Source organism: Telluria sp. AIW5 (genome assembly GCF_056680575.1).
Genome location: NZ_CM155289.1, coordinates 5,454,636 through 5,472,902 on the forward strand (window position 1 = coordinate 5,454,636; position 18,267 = coordinate 5,472,902).

Sequence of the window (18,267 nt, forward strand, 5' to 3'; positions counted from 1 at the left end):
TCCGGCCTGCCCTCGCTTGGGGGAGACGGCGTTTGTGAGGAGATGAAGATGTTAACCGTGCTGGCCTATTCAATGATCGTCGTGTTCATGTTCCTGATCATGACCAAGCGCCTGCCTGCCCTGGTGGCCCTGATCGTCGTGCCCATCGCCTTCGGGCTGATCAGCGGCTTCGGTCCGGAACTCGGCCCGATGATGCTCACTGGTATCAAGAACCTGGCGCCGACCGGCGTCATGCTGATGTTCGCCATCCTGTATTTCGGCGTCATGATCGATGCCGGCCTGTTCGATCCGGTCATCCGCCGCATCCTCGCGCTGGTCAAAGGCGACCCGATGAAGATCGTGGTCGGCACCGCGGCGCTGGCGATGTTCGTCTCGCTCGACGGCGACGGCGCCACCACCTACATGATCACCGTGTCGGCCATGCTGCCGCTGTATAAACGCCTCGGCATGAGCCGCCTGATCCTCGCCTGCGTCATCATGCTGGCCGGCGGCGTGTTCAACATCCTGCCATGGGGCGGGCCGACCGCGCGCGCTGCCAGCGCACTGGGCGTGGACGTCGGCGAAATCTTCGTGCCGATGATCCTGCCGATGGCCATCACCGCTTCCTGGGTCCTGTTCGTCGCCTACGTGCTGGGCAAGCGCGAGCGCAAGCGCCTCGGCACCCTGCAGATGGAAGCCAAGGCCAACGCACCGGTGGCAGCGAACGACAGCATCCTCAAACCGGTTGCCGCCGAGCTTGCAGTCGCGGGCCAGAAAGACGGCACCACCGGCCAGTGGATGGCGCACGCCGCCGCACCAGCCGGCAATGCGGGCTTCTTCCAGGGCGGCCAGGCTGCAGCAGGCGCCACCGCGACTGCCAGCGCCACCAGCGTCACCAGCGCCAGCGCAGCGGACGTCAGCGCCTCCTCGGATCCGCGCATCGCACGTCCAAAACTGATCTGGGTGAATCTGGCGCTGACCGTCGTCCTGATGGGCCTCCTGATCAAGGGCGCCCTGCCGCTGCCGGCGCTGTTCATGATCTTCTTCGCGATCGCCATCACGATCAACTATCCGAAGCTGCAGGACCAGAAAGAGCGCATCGCCCACCATGCGGCCAACGTGCTGCCGGTCGTCTCGCTGATCTTCGCCGCCGGTATCTTCGTCGGCATCCTGCAGGGCACCAAGATGGTCGACGCCATCGCCGCCAGTGTCATCGCCGGCGTGCCGGGCTGGATGGGCCCCTATCTCGCGATCGTCACGGGCGTGCTGAGCATCCCGTTCACCTTCCTGATTTCGAACGACGCCTTCTACTTCGGCATCGTGCCGATCCTGGCCAAGGCGGCCTCGGTGTACGGCATCAGCGCCGCCGAAATCGGCCGCGCCTCCCTCATCGGCCAGCCGGTCCACCTGCTCAGCCCACTGGTGGCCTCCACCTATCTGCTGGTCGGCATGTCGGAGATCGAGTTCGGCGACCACCAGCGCTACACCCTGGTCTGGTCGATCTCGGCCTCGCTGGTGATGCTGGCCGCGGCGCTGGTCTTCGGCGTGATTCCTTTCATGGGCCACTAACAGCAGTATCCCAGTCCGGGCGCTCGCCGACCTTCTCGATGAGATAGTCGATGAATACCCGGACCTTCGGCGGCAGGAAGCGGTTCTCCAGATAGACCGCATACAGCCGGTCGCCGAAGGCCCCCACCGGCACGCTCTCCGGCAGCACCCGCAGCGCCTCCCCCCTCCGGATATCTTCCCCCACGACATAGGTCGGCAGCAGCGCGATGCCGCCGCCACGCAGCATCGCCAGGCGTAGCGCCGGGCTGCTGTTGGCGCACATCGCGCTGTTCACCTTCACGCTCTCTTTTTCTCCTCCCCGTTCGAACTGCCAGGTCACCGGCGCACCGGTGCTGCCGAAGGTGAGGCAGCGGTGCTTTGCCAGCTCCTCGATGCCCGCCGGTGTACCGTACTTTTCCAGGTAAGCCTTGGAGGCGGCGAGCACGTAATGGATCGGCGCGATCGGCCGCGCCACCGCGCTCAGCATGTCGATGCGCGGGGCCATGCGCAGGGCGACGTCGATGTTTTCCTCGACCAGGTCGACATAGCGGTCGGTCATCGAGAGGACGACGCGGATGTCCGGATAGCGCTCCATGAATTCGGGCAGCAGGCCGCCCAGATACGTATTTCCGAAAGCGAGCGAGGCGCTGACACGCAGCGTGCCGCCCGGCCCCGCCTGCAGGCCGGCGGCCGTGGCCTCGAGCGCGCGCGCTTCTTCCAGCATGCGCAGCGCGTTCTGGAAAATCGCGGCGCCGGCTTCGGTGAGGCCGAGTTTGCGGGTCGAACGGTTCAGGAGTTTGGCGTGCAGCGTCTTTTCGAGGCGCGCGACCTGCTTGCTGATGTTGGCCTTGGTCGTGCCCATCTGGCGCGCGGCCTCGGAAAAGGAACCAGTCTCCACGACGCGGACAAAGGCCCAGATATCGGAAAAATCGCGTGGCTGCATCTCGCTCATCGTATCGCCCTTGGAAACAATCAGTTCTAGGTTTGATGGATTGTATCCCGGTTGTATCGGACCTAAGCTGGTTGCACATTCCAACAGGAGAAACCGATGACGACCATCAGCCTTCCCGCCCCCGCGGCCACCAGCGCAAAAAGCGTCGCCCTGCCCCTGCTCTTTATTGCGATGTGGAGTTCGGGCTATGTGGTCGGCAAACTGGCCGTGCCCTATGCGGCGCCGTTCACGCTGCTGACGCTGCGCTTCGGTCTGGGCGCGCTGCTGCTGTTGATCGTGTCGCTGGCCTGGCGCGCGCCCTGGCCCAGGAGCTGGAAAGCGCTCGGGCACCTGCTCGTGGTCGGCCTGCTGATCCAGGCGCTGCAATTCTCGGGCTTGTACACGGCCCTGAAACTGGGCGTGACGGCCGGCGAATCGGCGCTGATTGTCGGCACCATGCCGGTGTTCACGGCGCTGGGCGCGGCGCTGATGCTGGGCGAGCGCACCGGTGCGAAGCAGTGGCTCGGCATGGCGGGCGGCACGCTCGGCGTGCTGCTGGTGGTGTGGCACAAGCTGGGGACCGGTACCGCAGGCGTCGGCGCCTACGCCGCCGCGGTGGTGGCATTGATCGGCATTACCCTGGGAACGCTCTACCAGAAAAAATACTGCGCCGGGATGGACGTGCGCACCGGCGGCTTCGTGCAGCTGCTGGTCGCCACGCTGGTGGCGCTGCCGCTGTCGCTCGGCCTGGAAGGTTTCGACGTGCGGTGGACGCCGGCGATGGTGTTTGCCTCCGCCTGGCTCTCGGTCGTGAACTCGATCGGCGCGAGCAGCCTGCTGTTCGTCCTGATGCGCGATGGGCGCGCGAGCCAGGTGGCCAGCCTGTTCTACCTGATCCCGGGCGTGACGGTGCTCATCGCCTTTGCGGTGCTGGGCGAAACCCTGAACATGCTGTCGCTGGCGGGCTTCGCCGCCACCGGGGCCGCGGTCTGGTTCTGCACGCGCTCGCGGTAAGGGCGGGCGAAGAAGCCGGTGCACGAGCTTGAAGACAGACCATGCAATCAATCCACCAAGCCGGGAAGCGGATCCCCTTCTTGCCACGCCGCCGCTTTCGCATCCGCTTCAGTCAACTGGTCCTCCGCTATCGTACCGCGCAAGCGCTTCGCGTCTGCGTTCCCCGTCGTGAACCCAAGGCGAGCCGCAATGCGATAGTAAAGATAGGCCTGCAGCGGTGAGTGCTGCATTCCGAGCCCCCGATCGTAGAGCGACCCAAGGCTGGCAAACGCAATCGGATGTGCCATTTTTGCCGCCCTGGCGTACAGCGCGCGCGCGCGGCCGACATCGGCGACCACGCCGCAACCATTCTCGTACATGTCGCCCAAATTGTTGATTGCATAAGGATAATTCGCATCGGCAGCTTTCTGATACAAGACCAGCGCGGCGTCACAATCGCGCGCCGCCGGCGACCCGAGATAGTAATAATCCGCCAGCAATGCTTGCGCTTGCGGATTCCCCTGGTCGGCGGCCAGCTTGTAATACCTGTTTGCCCGCGGAATATCCTGGGTGACCCCGATGCCCAATTTGTACACGCGCCCGAGATCGAACGCACGGTCCAGATCCCCGTTATCCAACTGCTGTTCCAGCACGCGGATCGCCCCTTCAGCCTCGGCAGGATTCGGTTTGCGCGCCAGTGTCAGCATGGCCCCGCTGGCTTGGGCATAGGTATTGCCGTGCCCGGCCGCCATCCTGTACCACTTGATCGCTTCCGCCTCATCTTTTGCAACACCGTGTCCATACTCGTAGGAGTGCCCGAGCTGGACCTGCGCCGATTCGATATCGTGCTTCGCGGCTTCACGGTAGAGCTCGACCGCCTTGGCCTGGTCCTGTTTGACGCCATATCCCCATTTGTACAGGAAGGCCAGGTCGGCTTGCGCCTTCATGCTACCGTTGAGCATGCCGAGCGTGGACCAGAACGCGCTCAATCGGAAGTTTTTCGAGACGCCGTCAGCGCTGCGATAGAATTCCGCCACCTTTGCCATCGACTCTGCGTGTCCCAGGAGGGCTGCATCGCGATACAACAGGAAAGCTTGGGCCAGGTCGCGCTCGGAGCCGCCGTTCCCGAACTCCCGTCGATTTCCCAGGTTGAACGCCCCATGCTTGTGGCCCATCCGGGCGGCTTGCGCGTAGAACTCGCCGGCGCGCTTCTCGTCCTTGGCAACGCCCAGGCCGTCGTCATGGATGATCCCGAGTTCGTTCGCTGCGCCGGCGCTGCCGTGAGCGAGGGCCTTGCTCAACCACTCGATCGCATTCGGGTAGTCGTGCCTGATGTCGGCATAGAGCAGGCCCAGCCTGTATTCCGCCTCCACGGTGCCACGCTGCGCGGCAGACCCGTAATGGGCGTAGGCTGCATCGAACTTGCCCGCGTCGGCCAACTCCAGGCCCGTCCGGTAGTCGGCATCGTTTTCGGTGAGCCGCCTCAGCTCGGCCAGTGCAAACGTGGTCTCCGGCTGCGTCCTCAATCCGTTCGCACGATGCCAGCTGAACGCAGCGATCGCGCCAGTTTTGTCCTGTCGGGCCAGCCGGTGCTGTCCCACGTAATACCAAGCCTCGGCGAGGCGGGCCGCCTTCAAATCGCCATCGTCCTGTTCAACAAGCCGAATCAGCGCGTCTTCCGGCAAACGGTCGAGCAGCATGCTGGCGATCGGCCTGGGCCAGGTCGGGTCAATGCCTGGCGCGACGTAATCGACCAGTTCCGTTGGCAATGGCCCGCCGGTACGCTGCAGGAATGCGAGCAACCTCACGGCATCGAGTTGGCTGAGCGTGCCATCCGAGCGTCGCTTGTCCGCTTCCTGCAACAAACTTGCACGGGCTGCATCCGGCTTCCCGAGTGCCAGCAACACTTCTGCCCGAAAAGGCAGGCTCGGACCCACCGCAAGCTCACGGCCACCCAATAACTGCAATGCACGCTGGGGGTCGCCGTCAAGGAACGCCAGTCCGGCAACGCATGATTGCGCTGTCGGTGACTCGGTCATGCGCGCGAGCCGCGCCGTGAGTGCATCACTGAGTTCCCGGGCCTGCGGGATTGCTTCGGCATTCATGTAGAGAACCGCGCCGCCGCAAGCGAGCGCCGTCTGACTGTCGTCCCATGTCGGTATTTTCAGCAGCCGCCACTGCTCGCCCGCGGCGGCCAGCAGGTTCATCGTCTCGACTTCGCGATAAGATGCGGCGCCAAGTTCGGGATCGGATGCCCACTCTTTCTGGAAGCCGAATGTACCATCCATCAGCTCGGCTATCGCCGTCGCTTCCCGCTGCAGGGAAACCATTTCTTCCTTGCCGACTTCGGCCCTCTTGAGCCGGTAGTCGAACACGAATTCCAGCGCGTTGCCCTGCTGGGCCACTTCGGTGTGCACAGCGAAAAACGCGTTGTCGACGTGCTTTGCCGACGACTTCATCGATACGCGTGCATGCTTCGGCCACCGCACATGGGACAGGTAGCGCCCATGAAAGCTGCGGCCCGCGAGCGCAAACGGGAAGCTGCGCGACAACTTGTCGGGGATGCCGATGGTTCCGTCGACGATCCCGCTGTGGAAGGGAAGCTCATAGCGGCCGTCGCGCAGAGTCAGCGGGGCCGGCACTGCAAATCGTGCGCTCAGCGAGAATACGGCGCCATCCTCGAGGTTGTCGATGCCCGCTTCGCCAAGGAGGCGGATGCCGGGATAATGCTTCTCCAGGTCGGCCAGCAGGATATCCTTGCGCTCGCTCCCGGACGCGCGCGCCCAGGCACCCCGTGCGGCCAGGGCGTGAAGCGCACGCCAGCGCTGGCGGAGTTCGAGGATGGCATCGCCATCGAATTGTTCGATGGTCCAGGTTGCCTCCCGCTCGAGCGCGGGCAAACCGGGCTGCGCAACCGGGAGTACCTGCAGCGACTCGGTGTTCATCGACGCCGGCAAGACATGCGCCCCCGGGAATGCGCTCACGAGCGCAGGCAAGGCGCCAAGTTCGTCAGTCCGGGTCGGATCGACCAGATAGGGTGTTCCGTTCAGGTGGACCCGGGCGATAACGTGATCGAACCAGTCCGGGCCAGGGAGTATTCGCCCCGGCAATGTCGGCCAGCTGGAAGCGACGAGCACCGGTTCACCCTCGATTCCGAGCGCTGCCAGGATCGCAAGATACAGGTTCGTCTTGTCCTTGCAGTCGCCGTAGCGCCGTCGCAGTACCTCATCGGGCGTTTGCGGCCGATGCGAATTTTCCCCGACCGATACGCTCAGGTAGCGAATCTGTTCCTGGACCCAATGGAGAGCCGCGCTCGCCTGCGTGATCGTCGAACCCGACTTCGCAAACTGCTTGGCAAGCGCCTGCACGGCCGGACCCGGGCGCTTGTTCGGGAACAGGCGCGCCGCCCATTGCGCAACCTCGTTCCAGCTCTTGTATTCGGTAATCTGGATGAGCTGGAGCGGAAGGAAGCTGGACGGAATGGAGGGCTCGAACTGTACGCCGTCCAGATTCTGTGCTTCGAGGACAAGCCGCGCGCGCGCGCCTGCCGGCTCGACGCTTGCGTTGACCGGATTGCGCCGGTGGTCGCCCAACTGCCGCCACTGGACCGGACGGTCCTGCGGATGGTTCACGACGATCCGGCGGCGCTCCGTTGGCGCCTTGTCGTCCAGACCGAACGAGTCTGACCAGCGATCACCGAATACCGGGTTTGTGCCCTCAATCGAATAGACGATATCCAGGCTGTCGCCAACGCGGACATCGTCGAGCAGGATCTGGGCCGTCACGCGACCGCCGAGGACACCCGCTTCCAGCTCTTCTTCCCTGTCGATCAGCCTGATTTTGGTGGCGCTGGTGCGATCGAGCTTCTGCTGAGCGCGGTGCAAGACGATGCGATGCACGACCAGCTTTTGAAAAGCGGGATTGAACGACATGCGGTACTGGCCGATCTCGCCCAGCGATGCTTTTTCGTTGACCTGTACGACGCGATGGACCAGCAAGGTCGTGCGACTGCCGAGAAATACCTGGCTTTCCGCGAGTCGAATGACCACTGGATCGTTGTGGGTGGTCGGCCCCGCTGCCGCCAGTGGGAGTATCCAGCCAGGCAGCGCGGTGTCTCGTGCCAACTGCGACTGGCCCGCTGCCAGGGCGGAAGGTCCAAAGCACATCACCAGTAGTAGTAACAAGAGACGTAGCGCCATGATTAATTCCAAGAACACAACTTTTTGAATTGTACGCGTCTTATTTTCTAAATGGCAATTACTTTCCTCCTTCGCAATGCTGCGCGACGCCCGTCGCAGGTACACTGGTATTCGCATCTCAACCACAACGAACAGGATCGACCTTGAGCGACTTCATCGGCATCTACGACAACGCCCTCACGCCCCAGCAATGCGACGCCATCGTCGCCCGTTTCGAGGCCAGCGACAAGGTCGTGCGCGGGCGCACCGGCAACGGCGTCGAGACCAGCAAGAAGGACAGCTGGGATTTGACCATCGGCCCGCACAAGGAATGGCATGACGTCGGCAACCTGATGATGGGGGCGGTAGCGCAGCACCTGGCCTCGTATATCGACCAGTACCGCGCACTGGTGCTGGGCGCACTGGCGCCGACGGTGGCGCATCCGACGTCCGGCGAGCCGGTGGCGCTGTCGCTGGAGAATTTCGACGAATGCGGCAAGCCGCACTTGCCCGCGCTGCTGCAGTCGATGTACCGCTGCGGGCCGGTCAACCTGCAGAAGTATCTGCGGGGGACGGGTGGGTATCACCACTGGCATTCCGAGATCTATCCGCAGAATGCCAGCTGCGAGACGCTGCATCGGGTGCTGCTGTTCCAGTTTTACCTGAACGACGTGGATGAAGGCGGCGAGACCGAGTTTTTATACCAGGGTCGCAGGGTGGAAGCACGCAAGGGCCGATTGATCATCGCGCCGGCGGGGTTCACGCATACGCACAAGGGGCATGTGCCGGCGAGCGGGGACAAATACATTGCCACCTCGTGGATTTTGTTCAGGCGCGCGGAGGAGTTGTTCGGGAAAGCGGCGACGTAGAGTGGGCCTCGGCGGCCCACCCTGCAAAAAAGCCCGCTATTCAGCGGGCTCTGTTCAAACATGAAACGTTATTACGCCTTCTTGGCGCGCTTGCGGCTGACGACGCCGGCGCCCAGCATGGCGATACCGAACAGGGCCAGCGAACCTGGCTCTGGCACTTCAGCCAGTTTGAACTGGCCGTTGTTGCCAACGAAGAAATAGCCTGGGGTGTTGGCGTATGCCGTGCCGTTGCAACCAGCGCCGGTGAAGTGAGCGTATTCGCAAGCGACTTCGCTGACCAGGGTGCCGGTTGGGCTGGAAATGGTGTTGGCGTTGGTGAAGGCGAAGGCCATGATCGACTCGGTCGACAGGTCCGTGCCGTTTTCGCGGAAGAAGTAGCCCGAATCCAGCGCGCCGGCTTCAGCTTTGGCGAACACGGTGACTTGACCGTTGTTGACTGGCGAACCGCTCGCATCGACGGTGCCGCCGCCGCCAGCCATCACGGTGAAGTGGGCGATCTGGTTGCCCAGGTCGGCGCCGTAGGTGCCAGCCGTCGTGCCGTACTGGCCAGCGGTTGGATTCTGGTACATGTTGATGGTGCCGCCGGCGAAGGTGAAGGCGCCGCTGAAGTTACCCGAGCCAGTTGCCTCGAAGGTTGCGGTGATGTTGCCGCCTGGGAAGGTCACTGGGAACAGCTGGCCGTTGCTGTCAGCCTGCGAGATGTTGAACACCGCGTGCTCGGCGAACGAGAAGCTGGAACCACCGGTTGGGTTGATCTGGATGAAGGCATTGCCGTTCACGTCCAGGTATTCGTTGACGTTCTGGGCACCGCTGAAGCCACCGCCGGTTGGGTTGAAGCGCCAGTCGTTCAGCACGGTCGCTGCGTTAGCGGCACCGGCGACGGTCATGGCAACAGCTGCGGCAAAAGCAATTTTTTTCAGGAATTTCATGATAAGTAGTTTTCGTTTTCAGTTGATTAGTACTCACCTATAAGCAATAGCCGTGCCAGCTATACGTATTCCTTTAGAATCAGCAACTTAGCTCATGCGCTTGGATACAAGCGAACCCAACTGTAAAGAATTCCGATTAATTTTTTCTATTATCGTTCTATTTGGAATTTATAATTTCTAATTGGAACTAAACCTTGTATGTACCACGAAACCAAAAAAAAGCGGCGCATCAGCGCCGCTTCTTCGTTCAACACCGACAGCCTCAGGTGTTGTTCACCACCAGCCGGGGCTCCCCCGCCGCGCCCAGGCGCGCGCGGATCGATGCGGCAATGCCCGTCGCATCCAGCCCGACGGAAGCCAGCAGCGCCGCCGGATCGCCCTGGTCGATGAATTTGTCGGGCAGGCCCAGGATCAGCAGCGGCTTGACGATGCCGGCGGCCGCCAGCGCCTCGGCCACGGCGCTGCCTGCGCCGCCCATGGTCGCGCCCTCTTCCACCGTCACCAGCAGGTCGTGCTCGAGCGCCAGCTGCTTCACCAGCTCGACGTCGAGCGGCTTCACGAAGCGCATGTTGGCGACCGTCGCGTTCAGGTCGCTTGCTGCGCCCATGCTCGGCGCCACCATCGAACCGAAGGCGAGGATGGCGACCTTCTCGCCCTGGCGCTTGATCTCGCCCTTGCCGATCTCGATCGAGGTCAGCTCTTCCGACATGGCCGCGCCGATGCCGGCGCCGCGCGGGTAGCGCACCGCCGCCGGACCCGGATAGTGGTAAGCGGAGGTCAGCATCTGCCGGCACTCGTTCTCGTCGGACGGCGCCATGACCACCATGTTCGGGATGCAGCGCAGGAAGGAGAGGTCGTAGTTGCCGGCGTGGGTCGCGCCGTCGGCGCCGACCAGGCCTGCGCGGTCCAGCGCGAAGGTCACGTCCAGGTTTTGCAGCGCCACGTCGTGGATCAGCTGGTCGTAGGCGCGCTGCAGGAAGGTCGAGTAGATGGCCACGACCGGCTTCATGCCTTCGGTCGCGAGGCCGCCGGCGAAAGTGACCGAGTGCTGCTCGGCGATGCCGACGTCGAAATAACGCTCCGGGTATTGCGCGTGGAAGCGCACCATGCCCGAACCCTCGCGCATCGCCGGCGTGATGCCGACCAGGCGCGGGTCGATCGCCGCCATGTCGCACAGCCAGTTGCCGAAGACTTCGGTGTAGGTCATCTTGGCCGGCGCCGTGGCCGGCTTGATGCCTTCGGTCGGATTGAACTTGCCGGTGCCGTGGTACAGGATCGGCTCGGCCTCGGCCAGCTTGTAGCCCTGCCCCTTTTTCGTGACCACGTGCAGGAACTGCGGGCCCTTGAGCTTCTTGATGTTTTCCAGCGTCGGGATCAGCGAGTCGAGGTCGTGGCCGTCGATCGGGCCGATGTAATTGAAACCGAATTCCTCGAACATCGTGGCCGGGACCACCATGCCTTTCGCGTGTTCTTCGATCTTGCGCGCGAGATCGAGCACGGGACCGGGCAGCACGCTTTTGCCGACCGTCTTGGCGGCGGCATAGAACTGGCCGCTCATCAAACGCGCGAGATAGCGGTTCAGAGCGCCCACCGGCGGCGAAATCGACATGTCGTTGTCGTTCAGGACGACGAGCAGGTTGCAGTCTTCCTCGACGCCCGCATTGTTCAGGGCTTCGAAGGCCATACCGGCCGTCATCGAGCCGTCGCCGATGACGGCGATCGCGTGGCGGTGTTCGCCCTTCAGTTTCGCTGCGGCGGCCATGCCGAGCGCAGCGGAGATGGAGGTCGAGGAGTGCGCGGTGCCGAAGGTGTCGTATTCGCTTTCGTCGCGCTTCGGGAAGCCCGACAGGCCGTTCAGCTGGCGCAGCGTGTTCATGCGCTCGCGGCGGCCGGTAAGGATCTTGTGCGAATAGGTTTGATGGCCGACGTCCCAGACGATGCGGTCGTGCGGGGTCTCGAACACGTAATGCAGCGCGATGGTCAGCTCCACCGTGCCGAGATTGGAGGACAGGTGGCCGCCCGTTTTCGCGACCGAGTGCAGCAGGAACTGGCGCAGCTCGTTGGCGAGTGGCGTCAGTTGCGTGCGCGGCAGGAGGCGCAGGTCCGACGGGTCGTTGATGGTTTCTAGCAGTTTCATTTAGGCTTTCCGCTGCACGATCAGGTCCGCGAGTTCGCGCAGCCGCAGTGCTTGTTCTCCAAATGGCGCCAGCGCAGCGTGCGCCTCGCGCCGCAATTGCTGCGCCAATGCTTTTGATTCTTCCAGGCCCAGGATCGACACATAGGTCGGCTTGTTATCGGCCGCATCCTTGCCGGCGGTTTTACCGAGCGTGGCCGAATCGGCCGTCGCATCGAGCACGTCGTCGACCACCTGGAAGGCCAGGCCGACCGCCTTCGAATAGGCTTTCAAGCTTTCCAGTTCGTCCGCGCCCAGCTCCTTGCCACACAGGGCGCCGAGAAGCACGGAGGCGCGCAGCAGGGCGCCGGTTTTCAGCTGGTGCATGCGCTCGAGCTGCTCGAGATTGAGCGCGATGCCGACGCTGTCCAGGTCGATCGCCTGGCCGCCGCACATGCCGCCCGATCCGGCCGCCGCGGCCAGCAGGCGCAGCATGCCGACCAGGCGCGCCGGCGGCAGCGAATCACTCGATGCCAGCACCTCGAAGGCTTGCGCCTGCAGCGCGTCGCCGACCAGCAGCGCAGTCGCTTCATCATAGGCCACGTGCACGGTTGGCTTGCCGCGGCGCAGGGCGTCGTCGTCCATGCAGGGCATGTCGTCGTGCACCAGCGAGTAGGCATGGATCATCTCCAGCGCGCAGGCGGCGCGCGCCAGCGCCTTCGGGTCTGCGCCGAACAGCGCGCCGCTGGCGTAGACCAGCAGCGGACGTACGCGCTTGCCGCCGCCGAGCACGGTGTAGCGCATCGCCTCATGCAGCTTGGTCGGCACCAGGTGGGCCGCCGGCAGGAAGTCGGAGAGTGCGTCCTCGACCTCGGCCTGCACGCCGGCCATCCAGGCTGCGAACGGCAGCGTCTCCTTGGCCTGCATCACTGCGCGCCCTCGCCCGCGCCATCGGCGCTGAACGGTTTCAGCATGTCGCCTTCGAGCACCTTGACCTGGGCTTCCACTTTCTCGAGCTGGGCCGCGCAATACTTGACCAGTTCCGAGCCGCGCGCATAGGCCGCGACCGAGGCTTCCAGCGGCAATTGGCCGCCTTCCATCTGGGTAACGAGCTGGGCCAGCTCGGCCATTGCTTCCTCGAAGGAGCCTGGCGCCGTCGTCGCTTCCGCGTTTGAATTAATTGCCATAGTGTCTTCTTGTTGGGCCGGCGATCCCGCCATGCGCATCGGGTGCGCCGCGCGGGAATTGAATCGCGTATTTTAAAACAATCCACACCCTTGGGGTGGCCTGCACGAACGCTGAGTTTCCTTTCAGGAATTTTTTTTCGGCATGCCCGCCTGCACATTCATGAAAACCATGCCCTTCCGGCATTTTCTGTGCCATTCCTCCCCACAATCTCGCGACGGACCCGGACGGTAGAGTTCGTTCCAAGTTATAATCTCCGGTTCTGTCCGAAATACCGTATTTCATTACTTAAAAATACTGGTCTTTGGATTCTTTCTTCTCTTTGAGGTGATGCTTTTATAAAGGGGGGTTGGGATGTCCGATCTGGCTACCCACGCCAAGCTGGCGCGCTCCTGCGCTCAGCTTCCGGTAAATGTTTATTTTGACAATGCGCTGCTACAGCGCGAAATCGAGCAGCTGTTCCAGAAGGGACCGCGCTATGTCGGCCATGAACTCATGGTGCCGGAAACCGGTGATTTCGCGACCCTGCCTTCCGAAAACGAAGGCCGCATGCTCGTGCGCAATGCCAACGGCATCGAGGTGCTGTCCAACGTCTGCCGTCACCGCCAGGCGCTGATGTTCAATGGCCGCGGCAACGCCAACACCATTGTCTGCCCGCTGCACCGCTGGACCTACGACCTCAAGGGAGAGCTGATCGGCGCCCCGCATTTCGCGGAGACGCCCTGCCTGAATTTGTCCAGGTCACCGCTGCAAAGCTGGAACGGCCTGCTGTTCGAGCAGAACGGCTACGACGTGATGGACAAGCTCAAAAGCATGTCGGTCTCGAAAGACCTGGATTTCTCCGGCTACCTGTTCGACCACGTCGAGATCCACGACGTCGACTATAACTGGAAGACGTTTATTGAAGTCTACCTGGAGGATTACCACGTCGAGCCCTTCCATCCGGGCCTGGGCAATTTCGTGTCCTGCGAAGACCTGACATGGGATTTCGGCCGCGACTACAGCGTGCAGACCGTGGGCGTGAACCGCGGCCTGCAGAAGGCCGGCTCGCCGACGTATAAAAAGTGGCAGGAGCAGGTGCTGAAGTTTAACGGCGGCCAGGAGCCGAAACAGGGCGCGATCTGGCTGACGCTGTACCCGAACATCATGGTCGAGTGGTATCCGAACGTGCTGGTCGTGTCGACCCTGTGGCCGCTGGGTCCGCAGAAGACGCGCAACGTGGTCGAGTTCTATTATCCGGAAGAGATCGCCCTGTTCGAACGCGAACTGGTCGAGGCCGAGCGCGCCGCCTACATGGAAACCTGCGTCGAGGACGACGAGATCGCCCAGCGCATGGATGCCGGCCGCAAGATCCTGGTCGACCGCGGCGTCAATGAAGTCGGACCTTACCAGTCGCCGATGGAAGACGGGATGCAGCACTTCCACGAGTGGTATCGCAGCAAGATAGAGCTCTGAGGTGCCGGCGTTGTGGATGTTGTTCGCCAGCTTCGCATTCGCCCTGATGGGCGCGTGCGTCAAGCTGGCGGCGCTCCACTATTCGATTGCCGAAATCGTGTTCTACCGCGGCCTGGTCGGCGTGCTGGTCCTGTTCCTGATGGCCCGCGCGAGCGGACGCAGCCTGCGCACCGCCACCCCGGCGGCCCATCTCTGGCGCGGCGCCCTCGGCGTTGCTTCCCTCTGGTTCTGGTTCGCGGCGATCGCACGCCTGCCGCTCGCCACCGCCGTCACCCTGAACTACATGTCCCCGATCTGGACCGCGGCGATTGTCATCGGCGCGGCCTGGTGGCATGGAGCACGGCGCACGCCCTGGCAGCCGCTGGCCGCCATCCTGGTCAGTTTTATCGGCGTCGTGCTGGTGCTGCGGCCCGCATTTGCCGCCGATGCCTGGGCCGGCGGCCTGATGGCGCTCGCTTCCGGCATGCTGGCCGCAGTCGCCTACATCCTGGTGCGGCGCCTGAGCCGCATGGGCGAACCGGAAGACCGGATCGTCTTCAATTTTTCGCTGGTGAACGTGGCGGCGGGGCTGCTGGTGATGCTGGCGCCGGGCGGCGGCTGGCACGCCCACAGCTGGCAGGGCGCGGCCCTGCTGGTCGGCGTCGGCATCAGCGGCACGGCCGGGCAAGTCGCGCTGACGCGGGCCTATCGCCTGGGCCGCACGCTGGTCGTCGCCAACCTGCAGTACAGCGGCATCGTGTTCTCCAGCGTCCTCGGCATCCTGGTCTGGGGCGACCGTCTCGACGGCCAGGTGCTGCTCGGAATGGGCGTCATCTTCGGCTCCTGCATCGCAGCGAGCTATTACAACCTGCGCGCCGCACCGACGGCCGCCACCGTTTTGAAATCCGCTTCAAAGGCATAAGGCAGTCATGGCTTCTCTCTGGATGTTATTTGCGAGCTTCGCGTTCGCCGCCATGGGGGCCGGCGTCAAGCTGGCTTCCGAGTTCTACACCACCTCCGAACTGCTGTTCTACCGCGGCCTGATCGGCTCCGCGATCCTGTTCGCGGTCGTGCGCCACCAGGGCCTCACTTTCCGCACGGTGTTCCCGCGCGAGCACCTGTTCCGCAGCGCCGTGGGCGTGACTTCGCTCTGGCTCTGGTTCTTCGCGATCGGCAAACTGCCGCTGGCCACCGCCATGACGCTGAACTACATGGCGCCGATCTGGATCGCCGCCGGCCTGTTCCTGGCCGGCTGGTGGTCGCGCACCAATACGGTCGAGTGGCCGCTGATCGTCGCGGTCGGCGCCAGCTTCTTCGGCGTGACCCTGGTGCTGCAGCCGGCGGTCGAGTCGCACCAGTGGCTGGGCGGCCTGGCCGGCATCTGCTCTTCCGTCATCTCGGCGATGGCCTATATGCAGGTGCGCAAACTGGGGCAGATGGGCGAACCCGAATACCGGGTCGTGTTCTATTTTTCGCTGACGACCGCGGTGGCCGGCCTGGTCGGCGTGCTGGCGGGCGACGGCGCCCATGGCGCCCTGCCCTTCCACGGCCACACGACGGGCGGCGCGGTGCTGCTGCTGGGGATCGGCGCGGCCGCCCTGATGGCGCAGATGGCGATGACGCGCGCCTACCGGGTCGGCAAGGTGCTGGTGGTGGCGAATTTGCAGTACACCGGCATCGTGTTTTCCAGCCTGTGGGGCCTGGCGCTCTGGGGGGACCGTTTCGACTGGCATGTCTGGCTCGGCATCGGCGTGATCCTTGCGTCCGGCATCGCGGCGACGTTCTACAATACGAGGAAGACGCCGAAAGGCGCCGTCATCAAAGAGACCGACCCGATCGCAAGCGAACTGTAAGGAGCTCCAGCCCATGTACACGACCCTGATTTCCGCTGCAGATCTGGCTGCGCACATCGACCACCCGGACTGGGTCATCGTCGATTGCCGGCACGACCTCGTGAACCTGTCCTTCGGCCGCGAAGCCTATGCGGCCGGCCACCTGCCCCATGCCGTGTTCGCGGACATGGAGACCGAACTGTCGGGTGTGAAACGGGGCGAGGACGGCGTGTTCCGCGGGCGCCATCCGCTGCCGGAGAAGGAAGCGCTGGCCGCAACGCTACGGCGCTGGGGCGTCGATCACACGACCCAGGTCGTGGCCTACGATGCCCACGGCGGCATGTACGCGGCGCGCTTGTGGTGGCTGCTGCGCTGGATCGGGCACGAGACAGTGGCGGTGCTCGATGGCGGCCTGCCGGCCTGGCAGGCGCTGGGCCAGCCTTTATCGTCCGATCCGCCGGAGCCTCGCAGGTCCGGCAGCATCGCCGTGCGCGCACCGTTCGTGCCGACGGTGACCGTGGCGGAGGTGCTGGAGAATATCGAGAGCACGAATCAGCTCGAAAAGCGACGCACCGTGGTCGATGCGCGCGCGGCCGACCGCTTCCGCGGCGAGAACGAGACGGTCGATCCGGTGGGTGGGCATATCCCGGGCGCGAAGAACCGCTTCTTCAAGGACAACCTGCACAACGACGGGCGCTTCAAGGCGCCGGAGCAGCTGCGCGCGGAGTTCTCAAGCGTGATCGACGATCCAAAGGACGCGATCATGCAGTGCGGCTCGGGGGTGACGGCCTGTCACAACCTGCTGGCGCTGGAGGTGGCGGGCTTGCCGGGAGCAGCCTTGTATCCGGGGTCATGGAGCGAGTGGAGCGCGGATCCCGCACGGCCGGTAGCGAAAGCTTAACCGTAGGGTGAACACTCGTGCCCACGCGTTCGTGCCCTTGCGTACCCGACGGCCTCGCGGAGCCAATGTTGGCGGTCTCGCGGTGGGATTTCGATTGATCGAATGATGTACCGCGTGGGCTCGAGAGCCCACCCTACGGTGCACCACCGTTGCAGATACGTAGGGTGGGCACTCGTGCCCACGCGTTCGTGCCGGTGCCTACCCGACGGCCTCGCGGAGCCAATGTTGGCGGTCTCGCGGGGAGGTGTCGATCGGTCGAACCTTGTCAACGCGTGGACGGAGTCCACCCTACGGTCGCGGCGTACGGACGGCCAACCATCGCTTCAACCGTGACTTTCGAAACCCGCGATACGTAGGGTGGACTCCCGAGTCCACGCGTTCGTGTCGGTGCGTACCCGACGGCCTCGCGGAGCCAATGTTGGCGGTCTCGCGGGGAGGTGTCGATCGGTCGAACCTTGTCAACGCGTGGACGGAGTCCACCCTACGATCGCGGCGTATGGACGGCCAACCATCGCTTCAACCGTGGCTTTCGAAACCCGCGATACGTAGGGTGGACTCCCGAGTCCACGCGTTCGTGCCGGTGCCTACCCGACGGCCTCGCGGAGCCAATGTTGGCGGTCTCGGGGCGGGATTTCGATTGATCGAATTGTGTACCGCGTGGGCACGAGTCCGATCGCGGCCCGGCCCACCCTACGTTAATGCCCGGCGGTCAAGAACAACACGATCACCACGCCCAGGCCGATCAACAGCACCTGCGGAATCGATTCCTTCACGGTCGCCCGCCTCTGCATCTGCGGCATCAGGTCGCTCACCGCGATATAGATGAAACCGGACGACGCGAACACCAGCACGTAGGGAATCAGGCCGCTGGCCCGGTCCAGCGTGTAATACCCCAACAAGCCCCCCGCCACCGCCAACAGGCTGCACAGCAGGTTGAACACGTAGGCGCGCATGCGCGAGAAACCGGCATTGAGCAGGACGATGAAATCGCCGATCTCGGTCGGAATTTCGTGGGCGACGATCGCCAGCGCGGTGACGATGCCCAGCTCCGGGTTCGCCAGGAAGGCAGCCGCGATCAGGATGCCGTCCGTGAAATTGTGCATGCCGTCGCCGATCAGGATCATCCAGCCCGATTTGCCGGCCTCGCGCGCGTCGTGGCCGTGGCCGTGGTGGTGGCCGTCTCCCTCGTGATGGTGCGAGTGGCGCAGCAGCGCCAGCTTCTCGAGCAGGAAGAAAGCGAGCAGGCCGGCGAGCAGGGTCGCAAACAGTTTATGCGGGCTGGCGTCCGACTCGAAGGCCTCGGGCAGCGCGTGCAGCAGCGAGGTCGAGAGCATGATGCCGACCGACAGGCTGACCAGCCTCTCCACCATTTTGG

Annotated in this window: 15 protein-coding genes; 7 read left to right on the forward strand and 8 right to left on the reverse strand. The window is 63.8% G+C overall.

The features are described 5' to 3' along the window. Nucleotides 1-48: 48 nt before the first annotated feature. The gene (locus tag AC1MEM_RS24025; RefSeq protein WP_499477755.1) at nucleotides 49-1,548 is read left to right on the forward strand and encodes a CitMHS family transporter; all 1,500 of its coding nucleotides are present in this window, start codon (nucleotides 49-51) and stop codon (nucleotides 1,546-1,548) included. Here the strand turns inward: AC1MEM_RS24025 and AC1MEM_RS24030 are convergent. Further along, nucleotides 1,535-2,479 (reverse strand): LysR family transcriptional regulator, encoded by a 945-nt coding sequence (locus AC1MEM_RS24030; protein WP_499474598.1) that lies wholly within the window; start codon nucleotides 2,477-2,479, stop codon nucleotides 1,535-1,537. The two genes, AC1MEM_RS24025 and AC1MEM_RS24030, sit on opposite strands and share 14 nt — an antisense overlap. A gap of 96 nt (nucleotides 2,480-2,575) precedes the next feature. On the opposite strand from AC1MEM_RS24030, the gene AC1MEM_RS24035 reads away from it, so the two are divergent. After that, nucleotides 2,576-3,472, forward strand: a complete 897-nt coding sequence (locus AC1MEM_RS24035; protein WP_499474599.1) for a DMT family transporter — start codon at nucleotides 2,576-2,578, stop codon at nucleotides 3,470-3,472. Between the two features lie 47 nt (nucleotides 3,473-3,519). Here AC1MEM_RS24035 and AC1MEM_RS24040 read toward each other — a convergent pair whose 3' ends face one another. After that, entirely contained in the window at nucleotides 3,520-7,650 is a 4,131-nt protein-coding gene (locus tag AC1MEM_RS24040; protein WP_499474600.1) for a DUF3857 domain-containing protein, read from the reverse strand. 143 nt (nucleotides 7,651-7,793) lie between these two features. On the opposite strand from AC1MEM_RS24040, the gene AC1MEM_RS24045 reads away from it, so the two are divergent. Further along, nucleotides 7,794-8,498, forward strand: a complete 705-nt coding sequence (locus tag AC1MEM_RS24045; RefSeq protein WP_499474601.1) for a 2OG-Fe(II) oxygenase — start codon at nucleotides 7,794-7,796, stop codon at nucleotides 8,496-8,498. Between the two features lie 71 nt (nucleotides 8,499-8,569). On the opposite strand, the gene pepA is transcribed toward AC1MEM_RS24045, so the two are convergent. The 5 genes from pepA to AC1MEM_RS24070 all read right to left on the reverse strand — a co-directional run bounded on the left by pepA (nucleotide 8,570) and on the right by AC1MEM_RS24070 (nucleotide 12,923). Continuing rightward, nucleotides 8,570-9,427 carry a flocculation-associated PEP-CTERM protein PepA gene (gene pepA / locus AC1MEM_RS24050; protein WP_499474602.1) on the reverse strand — a complete coding sequence of 286 codons (858 nt, stop codon included), beginning with the start codon at nucleotides 9,425-9,427 and terminating at the stop codon, nucleotides 8,570-8,572. A 262-nt stretch (nucleotides 9,428-9,689) separates the two neighbouring features. After that, the gene (gene dxs, locus AC1MEM_RS24055; RefSeq protein ID WP_499474603.1) at nucleotides 9,690-11,564 is read right to left on the reverse strand and encodes a 1-deoxy-D-xylulose-5-phosphate synthase; all 1,875 of its coding nucleotides are present in this window, start codon (nucleotides 11,562-11,564) and stop codon (nucleotides 9,690-9,692) included. Next, entirely contained in the window at nucleotides 11,565-12,467 is a 903-nt protein-coding gene (locus AC1MEM_RS24060) for a polyprenyl synthetase family protein (RefSeq protein ID WP_499474604.1), read from the reverse strand. Next, a complete protein-coding gene (locus AC1MEM_RS24065; protein ID WP_499474605.1) occupies nucleotides 12,467-12,727 on the reverse strand; it encodes an exodeoxyribonuclease VII small subunit in 261 nt (86 codons plus the stop codon). The genes AC1MEM_RS24060 and AC1MEM_RS24065 overlap by 1 nt, the downstream gene beginning before the upstream one ends. Continuing rightward, nucleotides 12,717-12,923, reverse strand: coding sequence for a hypothetical protein (locus AC1MEM_RS24070; RefSeq protein WP_499474606.1), 207 nt, complete (start codon nucleotides 12,921-12,923; stop codon nucleotides 12,717-12,719). The genes AC1MEM_RS24065 and AC1MEM_RS24070 overlap by 11 nt, the downstream gene beginning before the upstream one ends. A gap of 156 nt (nucleotides 12,924-13,079) precedes the next feature. Here AC1MEM_RS24070 and AC1MEM_RS24075 point away from each other — a divergent pair, with 156 nt between their 5' ends. Genes AC1MEM_RS24075 through AC1MEM_RS24090 form a run of 4 tightly spaced genes read left to right on the forward strand, consistent with a single transcriptional unit; the run spans nucleotide 13,080 to nucleotide 16,892 of the window. Beyond that, entirely contained in the window at nucleotides 13,080-14,180 is a 1,101-nt protein-coding gene (locus AC1MEM_RS24075) for an aromatic ring-hydroxylating oxygenase subunit alpha (protein WP_499474607.1), read from the forward strand. Nucleotides 14,181-14,196: 16 nt separating this feature from the next. Beyond that, the gene (locus tag AC1MEM_RS24080) at nucleotides 14,197-15,081 is read left to right on the forward strand and encodes a DMT family transporter (RefSeq protein ID WP_499474608.1); all 885 of its coding nucleotides are present in this window, start codon (nucleotides 14,197-14,199) and stop codon (nucleotides 15,079-15,081) included. Nucleotides 15,082-15,088: 7 nt separating this feature from the next. Beyond that, on the forward strand, nucleotides 15,089-16,012 hold the full coding sequence (locus AC1MEM_RS24085; protein WP_499474609.1) for a DMT family transporter: 924 nt from the start codon (nucleotides 15,089-15,091) through the stop codon (nucleotides 16,010-16,012). Nucleotides 16,013-16,025: 13 nt separating this feature from the next. Beyond that, nucleotides 16,026-16,892 carry a sulfurtransferase gene (locus AC1MEM_RS24090; RefSeq protein ID WP_499474610.1) on the forward strand — a complete coding sequence of 289 codons (867 nt, stop codon included), beginning with the start codon at nucleotides 16,026-16,028 and terminating at the stop codon, nucleotides 16,890-16,892. A 695-nt stretch (nucleotides 16,893-17,587) separates the two neighbouring features. Here AC1MEM_RS24090 and AC1MEM_RS24095 read toward each other — a convergent pair. Then, on the reverse strand, nucleotides 17,588-18,262 hold the full coding sequence (locus tag AC1MEM_RS24095; RefSeq protein WP_499474611.1) for a ZIP family metal transporter: 675 nt from the start codon (nucleotides 18,260-18,262) through the stop codon (nucleotides 17,588-17,590). Between the last annotated feature and the right edge of the window lie 5 nt (nucleotides 18,263-18,267).